This is a genomic window from Kitasatospora sp. NPDC048540 (assembly GCF_040651175.1).
GTDB lineage: Bacteria > Actinomycetota > Actinomycetes > Streptomycetales > Streptomycetaceae > Kitasatospora.
Genome location: NZ_JBEZIR010000198.1, coordinates 1 through 11216 on the forward strand (window position 1 = coordinate 1; position 11216 = coordinate 11216).

Annotated in this window: 8 protein-coding genes and 1 pseudogene; 1 reads left to right on the top strand and 8 read right to left on the bottom strand. The window is 67.5% G+C overall.

Annotated features, from left to right (window positions below; genetic code table 11):
• Positions 1-210: pseudogene (locus tag AB0D08_RS38830) on the bottom strand (rodlet layer protein); the annotation flags it as partial.
• Positions 211-394: 184 nt separating this feature from the next.
• Between AB0D08_RS38830 and AB0D08_RS38835 the strand changes: the two are divergent.
• Positions 395-1474 (top strand): hypothetical protein, encoded by a 1080-nt coding sequence (locus AB0D08_RS38835; protein ID WP_149038306.1) that lies wholly within the window; start codon positions 395-397, stop codon positions 1472-1474.
• A gap of 124 nt (positions 1475-1598) precedes the next feature.
• On the opposite strand, the gene AB0D08_RS38840 is transcribed toward AB0D08_RS38835, so the two are convergent.
• The 7 genes from AB0D08_RS38840 to AB0D08_RS38870 form a co-directional block, all read right to left on the bottom strand.
• Positions 1599-2780 carry a ParB/RepB/Spo0J family partition protein gene (locus AB0D08_RS38840; protein ID WP_051813057.1) on the bottom strand — a complete coding sequence of 394 codons (1182 nt, stop codon included), beginning with the start codon at positions 2778-2780 and terminating at the stop codon, positions 1599-1601.
• Complete coding sequence (locus tag AB0D08_RS38845; protein WP_359895061.1) at positions 2777-3976, bottom strand: ParA family protein; 1200 nt, start codon at positions 3974-3976, stop codon at positions 2777-2779. Before AB0D08_RS38845 ends, AB0D08_RS38840 begins: the two co-directional genes overlap by 4 nt.
• A gap of 804 nt (positions 3977-4780) precedes the next feature.
• On the bottom strand, positions 4781-6484 hold the full coding sequence (locus AB0D08_RS38850; RefSeq protein ID WP_149038307.1) for a hypothetical protein: 1704 nt from the start codon (positions 6482-6484) through the stop codon (positions 4781-4783).
• Positions 6485-6801: 317 nt separating this feature from the next.
• Positions 6802-7551, bottom strand: a complete 750-nt coding sequence (locus AB0D08_RS38855; RefSeq protein WP_359895063.1) for a hypothetical protein — start codon at positions 7549-7551, stop codon at positions 6802-6804.
• A gap of 292 nt (positions 7552-7843) precedes the next feature.
• Positions 7844-8263, bottom strand: coding sequence for a hypothetical protein (locus tag AB0D08_RS38860; RefSeq protein ID WP_149038308.1), 420 nt, complete (start codon positions 8261-8263; stop codon positions 7844-7846).
• 331 nt (positions 8264-8594) lie between these two features.
• Entirely contained in the window at positions 8595-9512 is a 918-nt protein-coding gene (locus AB0D08_RS38865; RefSeq protein ID WP_233289138.1) for a ParA family protein, read from the bottom strand.
• A gap of 808 nt (positions 9513-10320) precedes the next feature.
• Positions 10321-10518, bottom strand: a complete 198-nt coding sequence (locus tag AB0D08_RS38870) for a hypothetical protein (protein WP_033821970.1) — start codon at positions 10516-10518, stop codon at positions 10321-10323.
• Between the last annotated feature and the right edge of the window lie 698 nt (positions 10519-11216).

The following is an 11216-nucleotide window of genomic DNA, read 5'->3' on the forward strand; positions in this document are numbered from 1 at the left end:
GTTGTGGACCTCCGGCAGGCAGAGGTTCGGGTTGTCGAGGGTGTGGTAGTTCGGGCTGTGGTTGCCCTCGGTGCCGTTGTGGTTGGTGCCACCGTCGCCCTGGCCGGAGACCGCAGAACCGTCGTGGTCGATGATTGCGGATGCGGGGACGGTCGTCATGGCAAATGCCGAAGCCGCAATACCAACCGTGGCAAGAGTCTTCTTAATCATGGGAGATCCTTCCTGTCCTGATTTTTGATCGGGTTCGATGCGTTCAACGCGAGAACTCTCGTGCCGGTTGCTGATCTGAACGGGTGATTGGTAGGGCGACACGGAGGCCGAGCAGCTGCCGGCGGCCATGCCGATGGCTCCCAGGTCGGCGCTGGTTCCAGCTCCGCAGAGCTAGCCTCGTGTCATGGATGAGATCCGAGGCAACTGCTGTGAGAGGGCTTCTCTCGAAACGTGCTTCGACGGGCCGTCACCGTTGCAGCCCTACACCGATCAAGATTTTCTGATCAGCCCGGCCACTGCCAGGCTCGTCCGCGCCTCGGCGCGAGAGCAGAGCAGCAGCCGCAATCTGGAGAGCCAGATCAGGCTGTTCCAGGAGTGGTGCACAGCCAGGGGCCGCGTGGCCCTTCCCTGCACCACGGCGACGCTGATCGAGTACGTGGGATGGATGATCGAGAGCGCAGGGTACGAACCGAACACGGTCGCCGCCTACTCCAGCTCGGTGGTCACCTGGCAGGAGCGCGCCACCCCCGGCAACACCCGCCCCGGCACCCTCATCACCAGAGGCATGATCGCCGCATATCGTCAGGCCTGGGTACCGCACAGAACCGAGAGGCGCTCCCCGGCCGTGAGCGAGCCCGACCTCGAAGAGATGCTGGCGACCTGTGACCGGGGAGGCCGGCCGGCCGACATCCGTGACGCCGCGATTCTCTCCCTCGGCTGGCACCTGCCGAATCGTCGGATCGAACTCACCCAACTGCTCGTCACCGGCGTCACCATGCACGAGGACGGCGTCGACGTGAGGGTGGTCAGCCGAACGAGCCCCACGGAAGGCCCGGCAGCGGAGAGCTGGGTACCGGTCCGTGACGAGGCACCGGCCCTCTGCCCGGTTCGACGTCTGAAGGCCTGGCTGGAGTACGGCCGGCGCATCCACCAGCCCCCGGACGAGGCTCTGTTCCGCGCCCTCGACAAGGCAGGCCGCCTCGCTGTGCGGTTGACCCCGCAGAGCCGTCCCACGCATTCCGACGGCACTCCCAAGGACGATCACGAGCTCACCGCCGAGGACTGGCGCCTGCTGTCCTGTCTCTCCGGCGAAGCCGTCAACGCGTTCGTCAAGGCGCGTGCCAGGGCGGCCTTCGGCCGGGTCGCCCACCTCACGGAGGAACAACGATCCGCCCGTGGCTTCAGCGCGTTGATCAGCGCCGAGACGGCCGCCAAGGTCACGATGCCGGGCCTTCGAGCGGGTGGCCGCCCCGAGTCGGGTTGAGCCCGGCAGGGGGAGGACGGGCAGCGGCGGCTGACGAAGCTGTCCGCTCTCGACGACGAAAGAGGCCGTCCCTCCGGAACCCGGTCCGGAGGGACGGCTTTCATGCGCCGCAGTGAGCCGAGGTTCAGGACATCCTGCCTCGAATCGACTCCATGATCTCCGGAAACTCCGGCTCTCGCTGCAGGATCGCCAGCAGCGCGGAGGTCACGTTCACCGCCTGGCGGACGTCCATCGCTTCGCGGATCCTACGGGCCGTCTGGATGAAGTCGGACGGGTCGAACTGCACCGTCACCGTGCCGCCCGCCTCCACTTCGGCGACATCACGCTGCTCCGGCCCGCCGGTGTAAACGGCGTTTACATCCCGGTCGGCGGCGGCCCTGCTCGGATCGGTCTCCCGCCCGGGTTCGGTGTAAACGGCGTTTACATCTGGCTCTGCTTCCCGAGGCTCCTGAGGTGCCACGACGGTGCGCTCCTCTCCCCCGGCACGCGCAGTCGGTGCGGCGGCGGGCCCCGGCCCTCGGACACTCCGCTCGGACTTCGCCGCCGCCTTCGCCGCTTCCCTGGCTGCGGCAGCCTGCTTCGCAGCCTCCGCCATCTCGAGCTGTTCGGCGGCACTCAGATGGCCGGCCCGGGCCCGCGCACCGATCTTTCGCGCGTCCTCGATCGCGAGCTCGCCCGCACCGGCTTGCTCCTGCAGCTCGGGCGCCAGGTGCAGAAGAGCCAACCGCTGGCCCACCCATGCCCTGGACTTTCCGAGCTTCCGTGCCACGGCGGCCTGATTGCCGTCGTACACCGTGGTGAGGAGCTGATCGATGGCCTGGGCCTCCTCGAACGGCAGGACCCCCTCCCGGTGCGCGTTGGCGACCAGGGCGGCCTCGACCATGTCCGACGCAGACGAGACGAGGTCGTCGTTGAGATCCACGCGCAGATTCGCGAGGCCGACCCGCTGCGCTGCCAGCAGGCGCCGGTTGCCGTCCAGGGCGACGAAGTCGGCGTTCCCGACCTTGGCCGCCTGCTCGGGGTGCGCGTCGAGGTAGGCGCTGCGGCTCACCACGGTGACCGGGACGATCTGCTGCCGGCGCAGGCTCTCACCCAACTCGTCGATCGTGGAGTCCACGATCGTCTTCCGCGGGTTGAGCGGGTTGAACACGATGGAGTCCACCGGGGCGAGGGAGGCTCGGCGTACCCGCCCCGTTGCGTCCAGGGCTTCGCTGCGGGCCACCACCTCCCCCCTCCCCCGCAGCTCGCTCTGCGCAAGCGCTCCGAAGGCTCCACCCCCGGCAGCAAGCTTCTTGGCGACGCTCATCCGAGCCTCCGACGGATCTCGCGCATCCGCTGCGCTTGGGTGGATGTGGGCGCATACATCAGCAGCGGCTGCTTGAGGTGCACCGCCTCACGCTGTTCCTTGAGGTCGGGGACGACCGCTACGACGGGCGGGCTCTCGAGGGACTCCCACATTTCGAGGGAGTGAGTGGCGACGTAGCCCTTGCGTTTGTCGAACTTGTTGACCACCAGGCCGAGGCGATCGACCTCGACCTCATAGTCGAAGCTTATGGTCCGGATCTGGCTGTCGAGCATGGCGTACGCGTCGGCGGACGAGTCCTCGGCCTCCACGGGGACCAGGACACCGGATGCCCCCGTGGGTTCGTTCTTGCGACGGTGCCCGAAGTAGAGCCCGGCGTCCATGGCGAGGCCGAGGTTCGGGGGTGCATCGAGGACGACGACGTCGAAGTGTTCCTCCAGTGGCGCCAGGGCGCGCTGGAGGCTGGTCTCGCGCGGACCGCGTACTGACCCGAGCCGGGAGTCGAGCAGGAAGGCGTCGAAACTCGACGGCAGCAGGAAGAGCCGGTCGTCGAAGTGCCCGGGAGCGATCGGCACGACCTGGTCGAGCAGCGATCCGGTAGCCCGGTCGCGTTCCACCATGTGTGTCACCAGGCTCTCCTCGCCGGGTGGAATCTGCTTGATGCCGAGCTGGGACGTGAGGTGCCCCTGCGGGTCGTAGTCGACGAGAAGGGTACGGAGGCCGGGCAGCGCAGGCAGCTTCGATCCCCCGGTGCTGGCCGGCAGCCCCAGCGCTATGGCCTGGCCGATGCCTGCGGCGATCGTGGTCTTGCCGACGCCCCCCTTCTGGTTGCACACCACGATGCGACGCGTGTACTGGGGGATGGTCAGTTCGCTGAGGGAGACGCTGTGCGAGTCGACCCATACCCGGACGGCCTGGGCGAGCCCCTGGACGAAGGAGATGTCCCGGTCGGCGCAGTCGGTCTTGAACGCGGCGTAGAGGCCTGCAGGGAGCCAGGTGTTCCAGCTTTCGGCGCCTGCGGTGTCGATGACCGGGTTCTGGCTGGCCGGGCGGACCAGCCACTGCTCGACGGCTTCGGTGACGGCGTCCTGCATGTCGATGCCGAGCTGAGCCGCTCTGGTCTTGAGCTCCTGGCGAAGGACGGCAGGAAGCTTCGATGCAACTTTTTCCCGAGCACCGTCGGAGTATGGAGAGGCCATGGCGCCACCATAGTGGCGCCGGGGTGATTTTGGGACATCCAGGGCCAGAGTGTTACCGCGCATGCCCGTCGGGGGTGTAAACGGCGTTTACACCCTCCGTCCCGAGGCGGCTTTCGGCTGGACGTACGCCGTCACCGGCCGCGGACGGACGACTGCCCGCACTCCTGCCCGGAGGGTCCTCCCTTGTCTGGCGCAGGAGCGGGACGGTTGAAACGTCCGTCTCCTGCCCGGACCAAAACTGATCTCACCGTTGCGGTCCGTATTCCGAAAGGTGCACCAAGTGTCCGCGTCTCCTGCTTCCCTGCGTGCGAGACTGCGCTGCCTGCCTCTCCTGATCAGGCAGCGCCGCATCGCTGCTCCTGCAAGCCCGGCGACGGCCTCGTCGGCGGGCTCGCACACGAGGCTCAGCGGGCTCGTGCGTCTGGCCCGGCAGCAGAGGAAGCCGGGCGCCGATGCGGAGGCCGCTCAGCGAAGGGCGCTGGCCGACGCTGTGGACTGGGCCGTCGTCGTCAGCCGTCGCGACCACGGGCCGGCGTATTCGGTCAGTGCTGCCGATGTACAGCTCAGGGCGTCGGAGGACTTCAATCTCTCCGTGTCGGAGGCGCAAGCGGAGGCGGCACTGCGTGCTCGGAGGGGAGCACACCGTCCCGGTGGACGCCGGTGCGCGGAGGCTGAGTGCACCTGCCACATCGATGGTGATCGCCGAGGGTGCTCCTCTCCGTGAGCCTCGTACCGGTGGGGAGCGGCCGACGAGGTGCAGGCTGCGGCCGGGCACCTCTCCCGGAGCCGGCCAGGGCGGGTCGGTCACACCCTCCCGATCAGCAACTCGGAGTCCGTGGCCTCCGTGAAGACGACGGAGGGGCGGGGACCGAAGCCGGCGTGCCCGGCGTGTTCCTGAGGCAGGCTCAGGTGCTGCCATGACAGGCCGTGCGGGTCGGGACAGTGCTCTCCGCGGTACCACGTCCGGCACCCGGTGGCGGGGCATCGCCTGAGGCCCGCGCACTGCGGACAGAGGGTGTCGCCGATCCTGCGGACGGGCCTGCCGCAGCAGCCGTCCTGACCGATGCACTCCGGATCCGAAGGCGTGGCCAGTCGGTCGGCCAGCCGGTTGGTCGCCGAGTCGGCTTCCCGGGCCTGGTCGGTGGCCTCGCGGGTGGCCCGTTCCCGCCTGGCTGCCCAGTAGGCGTCGCCGGCCGCGGCCTGTGCCGGATGTGCCGCACGCCAGGCGGCCAAGCCTGCCGTACGGTTCTCCTCGCGCCGGAAGTGGCACTGCTGGCATGTTTCCCCGGTGTCCCAGATGACACCCTGCTCGCACTCGGCCCTCTCGCAGCCCCACCGTTCCACGGCGCGGATCAGCCAACCGTTGGGATTGTGTACCTCGAAGCCGGTCCCCGCGTAGCGCTCCTGAAGCCGCTGCCGGATCCGCTCAGGAGCGGCGCCGAGCGAGATCTGACGGCCGATCGAGCGGGAGACGCATCGCTGCACGAACACGTTCACCTTGCCGTGGACGAGCAGGGAACGGACCGGCTCCAGCACGTATGCGATCTCCGGAGTGACCGTCAGAGCCGGGCCCCGGTAGTCGGCCGGACGTGGAGCCGGGGTACTCGACGCCGTGTCAGCGCGAAGCGCGAGAACCTCCGGCGCGCGGCCACCGAGGTTGTCCACAGCATCGCGCCTACCCACCTCCCCTACGGGTGACAGGGCAGGAAGTTGCAGCCCGGCCGACTCCTGTACGTCAAGGCTGTGGTCTTCCGATACGCGAGGGAGGTCCGCTCGCGGCCGATACCCGAGGTCCGTGGATGCCTTCGGCGCGGTTCCGTGCCCGCGGCGGGGGTGAGTGTCGTCCTCGGGCGGGACGACGGGTTGGTTCGGGACCCGGCGGGGAATCATGACGTTCCGCCCTTGGCGGCCGGCCCTGCGGTGTACCTCGATCCAGCCCCAGGACTCCAGATCGTCGACCAACCTGGCCGCGGCGTCGGGGCTGATCGGCTCGCCCTTACGGTGGCCGGACTCGTGGCGGATGTACGAGGCGAGGTCGGCCAGGGTGAAGGGGATACGTTTGCAGTTCGCGTAGGCGACCAGCATGTAGGCCCGTGCGTGGCGGGCGGGTACCGCTCCGAGAAGTGCCACCGGGACCGGTACCCGGAAGTCGCCGCCGAGATCGGGGGCGACGGTACGCACCGCGCTGGTGCCGCGACCACCACGGTGGGTACGGCGGCGGACGGTGATCAGGCCCGCCTCGGTGGCCTCTTTCTGGGCGGCGTACAAGGAACTGGGGGCTTTCACGAGGGCGTCACCGGTCCGGTGGCACGTGCCCACTCGGTTGGTCAGTCCCAGCCAGCGGGCCAGTGTGGTCAAGGCGGCGACGCAGTGCTTGTCCTGATTGCGGGACAGCTGGATGACCTTGGCGATGTAGACCACGGTCAGATCCCGGAACGAGCCCAGGATCACCGAGGCCGGCACGTTCACCGCGGTCTTTCGAAGCCCCTCGGGCATCGCCGGGTCCACCCCCCGGCACTGTGACGGCTTCCCACGCCGTTCACGAAGGAGAATCGCCGTCTCCCGGGTCAGCGGAGCGTGCCGGAGGACGGCGCTCATCGGGAGACCTCAGGCACAGGGGGTGGTGACGGGACGGTCTGAGCGGTGTGCGTGAGTGCCGAGGGCAGCACGAAGACACACCTCGGAGCGGGAATGATGGCTGACTCCTAGGAGAAAAGGGCATACAGAACCGACTCGGCGCCCGGTAGGAGGTGCCGAAGATGCGGGTCGTCTATTCGGTTATGGGGACGGTCACTTCCTTTCGGTCGAGGGGTACGGAGTCGGCCCTAGGCGCCCCGTGGCTCGCGCGGGGGACGGACGGATGCCAGGGACCCCCGTGACCGGCTCGGTCGCCGACGCCGGAGGAGCCGGAGCTCCTCCGGCAGCTCGGCGACCCAGCGCCCCACCGGCAGCCGCAGAGCCGACTGTCCTTCAAGATCTTTGAGCTCGAAGGCAGCCCGCTCGGCCGGCGTATGAGCGAGGAAGACACGGTCGCGCAGCACCCAGAGCACGGTGCCCGGGTGCGTGTTCGGATCACTGAAGGCGTTGCGCCCCGCCTGGATGGCGGCCATCTGCCAGGTGCTGGGGGCCTTGCCGGACTCCTTGGTCCAGCCCTCCTCGAACCACACGAGTTCAGCGACGGCCCGGTACACACGGAGGGCGATGACGTCACTCGGGAAATGGGGTTCGGCCAGGACACCCAGGTCCTTCGCCTTGTAGGCGAAGGTGTCGGACACCCGAGCGGCCGTGGACACGGCGTTCGTGGTCAGCGGCGGCAATGCAGACACTTCGGGACGCTCCTTGAGCCAAGCCGATGCAGAGCAGACAACGATGGCGAATATATCGCACCGATCACGTTTATTCCTGCGCTGCTGGAACGTTTCCCGGCAGTAGGCGGTGAATGGCGCGGAAATGTCGAGGGTAGGTGTCTGTATCTTCCATTGGTGATGGATGAAGGTCCGTCGATGAATGGGAAAGTAAATCCACCGTGGCGGGGATCGGTGCATCAGGCGGTCGGGGGATCCATGCATGTTCACGGCGGTAGTTGCAACGGAGGGTGGTGCCACCGCTCCAACCGTGCACCTCTCGGTGATACTCAGCGGCGGTCGTAAGGTGCGTCGTGAAGTCGACCCGTCGATGTATGGGTGGTTGCATCGGTACGGCTATCGGTATAGCGATCCGCATATGCCCTGGTCAAAGCGGTCATGGCTGCACAGAGCGCGTGGCGATGTGCCCCGGGGACGTGCAATCCCCAGCAGCTCGGCCCGAAACGCGATCGGGCCTCCCCTGTCTGTTCAGGAGAGGCCCGGCAGGTCTGCTGGTCAGCGTTTACGGACGGGTCAGCGGGCCTTCCGCGGCGAGACGCTCCAGGAATCGGCAAGCGATGGCGGAGACGACGACGAGTCCTTTGCGTCCGTACTTGGCCATGTCGAGTTCACCCTTGAGATTCGAGACGATCTCGAAGGATTCAGGACCGACCCGGTAGCTGCTCTTCGCCCCACGGTCGGTGAAACCGTCCCGTGATTCGAGGAGTTCTTGGGCCCAGGCGATCTGCCCGTCGATGCTCTTGGGGCCGAGGCGGAGGGCGGCGTCGAGGTAGTGCCCGATCGAGAGCTCGGTGCTGCGCACCGATCTCCGGTCGGCGGCCACACGAGCCTTGAGCGCGGACATCACGTCGGGCAGCAGGATGAAGCCGTGCTGCGTCCAGGTGTGGGGGTGGGCCCGGGCCGATTTGAAGGAGTCGAGCACCGCCCGTCTGGCCTCGGAGGCCGTCGGCGAGGCCGGGGCCGTCCCGGGGGACGGGCTGAAGGCGGTTGCCGGGACGGGGTCCGCGGTCGTTGCGGCGGTCGCGGCAGTCGGCGTGGTCGTGACCGCAGGCGCGGTGAGCTGCTGCCCCACGAGAACCGCTGAGGTTCCGGAACCGAGGTACGAACGCGCTGCGACGTCCTCCGCCGACTCCGTCAGACCTGCCATGAAGCTCGCGGCTGCTGCCGGCTGTGGTTGAGAGCGTGCCCGTGACCGTGGCCTCTCAGCCGGTGGTCGCACCCCGCTGAAAGCCTTTGGGACCTTCTTGGGTGTGTCAGACACTGATCACGGCTTTCTCCCTGCGTGTCTCGAGAGCTGCCAGCTGGGCGTCGGCGGTCGGTGCGATCTCCCACTCTGCTTCGGGGGTGTCCATGCGGACGAACAGTTCCTGGAGCAGCGCGGCGTAGCGCTTGCCCGGTTCGTGGTTGCCGAACTGGATCACCGCCGGGGCCTGGGAGGCGTAGCTGCCGGAAATCCGGTCGTCGGCGCGGATTTCGGAGATGAGCGGCAGGAGACCGGCCTCCACCATGCCGTTGCGGACGTCGACCTCCTGGCGCTTCCACTTGCTGACGGGGTTGCACTTGTTGAGTACGGCCCCGAGGTAGAGCGGGTCGGCGGCTCCGCCGGTGCGCTGTGTGACGTAGCGGAGGGTCGCTTTCATGGCCACGGCGCCCTCCAGGGTCTGGTACTCGTGGCTGCAGAGACCGATCGCGTAGTCGGATGCGGCCAGGGCCTGAGCGGGGAGGGCGCCTACGGAGGGCGGGGTGTCGATGACGGCGAAATCGAGGTCGTCCGCCAGCTGGGTGAGCAGCCCGCGCAGGAGCGTCGCCTTGTCCGGCCCGGCCGTGTGAAGCAGGTGCTGGGCGTTCGACATGGTCGCGTCCTCCGACGCGAGGAGCATCAGTGTCCCTTCGGCGCCCCATTTGGTCAGTATTTCGCTGCGGTCCATGACGTAGCGGCGGAGGTCCGTCGGCACGCTCTGGACTGCGGCCTGCAGAGCGAAGCCGAGCGAGTTCTGGATCGTGCCGCCTTCGAGCCGGATCCCGAGCGCCTTGCTGGCCTGGGCCTGGGGATCCAGGTCGACCACCACCACGCGGCTGCCCATGAGGGCCAGGCCTGCTGCGAGGTTGACGGTGGTGGCGGTCTTGCCGACGCCACCCTTCTGGCTGGCAATCGCTAGGACCCTCATCATCTGCTCCAAGCTATGAAAGCTGCACGGCTGGTACTTCCAGCAGTGATCGGACCGCTTGCCTCAAATGCTGGGTCGGGCGCTGAATTTGCAAGGTGTGCGGCCCGTGTGTTCCAGTGCTGAGGGAACTAGTAGCTGACGTTACCAGGGGCACGCAGGACGGGACGTCAGTGCGGCGTGTCGTGGCGGTTGTGTTATGTCGTGATTCTCGTAAAGGCGTACATCTGATCGAATTGTTTTCCGGTGGGGGGAAGAGATATTCGACAGCGGCGGGATCGGTGGCCGGCCGCCGGGCGGGCCGGCCGCTCGCCCAGGCGGGGGCCAGGTGGCGGCTGAAGAGGTCCGGGGTGGATCGTTCTTATCTGCCGTGCATCGGTCGACCGGAGTTCGGATAGGTCGGACGGTGGTTCCGCCGATGGGTTATCGGGTCGGTGGGTCAGTGGGGCGGTCAATGGGTGGGAGCGACGTGGTATCGAAAAGTGCACCGATGGATGCTGCCACCTGTCGTTCATGGGATCTATTCACAATTTGGTCGGTGGATCGAACCACTGGTGTTTCGGTAAGTGATCGCTACGTTCGGATGGTGAATGGGTCGATGGTTCATCCTTTCGGTGTTAGTTGATATGGATGGCATCGTCACTATTTCTATCGGTGGTTGCATCGTCGCACGCGTGTGACGCCGCAAGCTCATTGCTATGCGCATATCTGCAGGTCAGGGGGCCCGGGTGCTGATCCTGCATCCCGCTCGCGTGCGCCATGGGCTCGCATCGCCTGTGCCGCCGTCGTGCCGTGGTTGCCGGTACCCGCGCGTCTAGTGATCCCTTGGGATGGGAGCCTGGTCCGGGTCATCGGCCAGGCCCAATGCCTCCAGCAGCATCTGACAGTCGTCCCGGTCCCTGGCCCGGGAGGCCACCAACCTGCGCACCCGTTCCTGCACGGACGGCGTGACCAGGCCGGTCGACTCGATGTTCTCGCCCAGAGTCGTGAGGTCCCGACGTGTCGTCGTCATGGGGAGCACCCCCGAGGTGCGGAGAGGCGCCGCGTGGGCGCTCGGATGTTGGGGTCCGGCACGGCCAGCGGTCCGTGTGGCCCCCGGATCTGTCGGGTGAGATCCGTCTGTCCAGGATGCTCCTGGACACGCCATCTGCGCCAAGGCCTCACTGCTCGGCGCCGGTCGCCGGGCGGCCGGACCTGGTCCGGGTGGTGTTCCGGCCAGGGGTACGGGAGTCGCTATCCGCAGTGGTCGTGCCGGGTCTGCCGGTCGAAATCGACACCAGGTCGGCTTGCAAGCGGCCGGGAAGGCTCGGCCTGCGCAGGGAAAATCCCGTAAAGGCCCCTAGGAGGCCCTATCGGCCGCCCCGGTGGCCCGCCATACCGGGAGCTCTCAGTTTGAGCGTTGTAGGTGCCATTCCGGGGTCGAACGTGAGTGCTATTAAGGGTGCTATGTTCACATATGTACCATCTGGAGGCTTCAGGGTCACTGCATCCCTTGGCTTCGTCGCCCAACTCGGGTGCCACCGCCCGACCGCTGTCAGCAGCGGCCGAATGGGGTTCTGGATCACTTTCGGCTCTGTCGCTCATCTGCGCGACCACCCCGATGCCCCACGCAGACCCTTCATATGCTTCGTCGATCGAGCTGGTCAACGAACCGGGGCCGGCCCGCAGCGGTGCCCGCCCCGCCGCCGGACGTCCCCCGTCCCTGGCCCG

Bases quoted from the DNA above. Each gene is read 5' to 3' on its own strand.
- AB0D08_RS38870 (WP_033821970.1), bottom strand. From the start codon at position 10,518: ATGACGACGACACGTCGGGACCTCACGACTCTGGGCGAGAACATCGAG.
- AB0D08_RS38835 (WP_149038306.1), top strand. From the start codon at position 395: ATGGATGAGATCCGAGGCAACTGCTGTGAGAGGGCTTCTCTCGAAACG.
- AB0D08_RS38845 (WP_359895061.1), bottom strand. From the start codon at position 3,976: ATGGCCTCTCCATACTCCGACGGTGCTCGGGAAAAAGTTGCATCGAAG.
- AB0D08_RS38865 (WP_233289138.1), bottom strand. From the start codon at position 9,512: ATGATGAGGGTCCTAGCGATTGCCAGCCAGAAGGGTGGCGTCGGCAAG.
- AB0D08_RS38840 (WP_051813057.1), bottom strand. From the start codon at position 2,780: ATGAGCGTCGCCAAGAAGCTTGCTGCCGGGGGTGGAGCCTTCGGAGCG.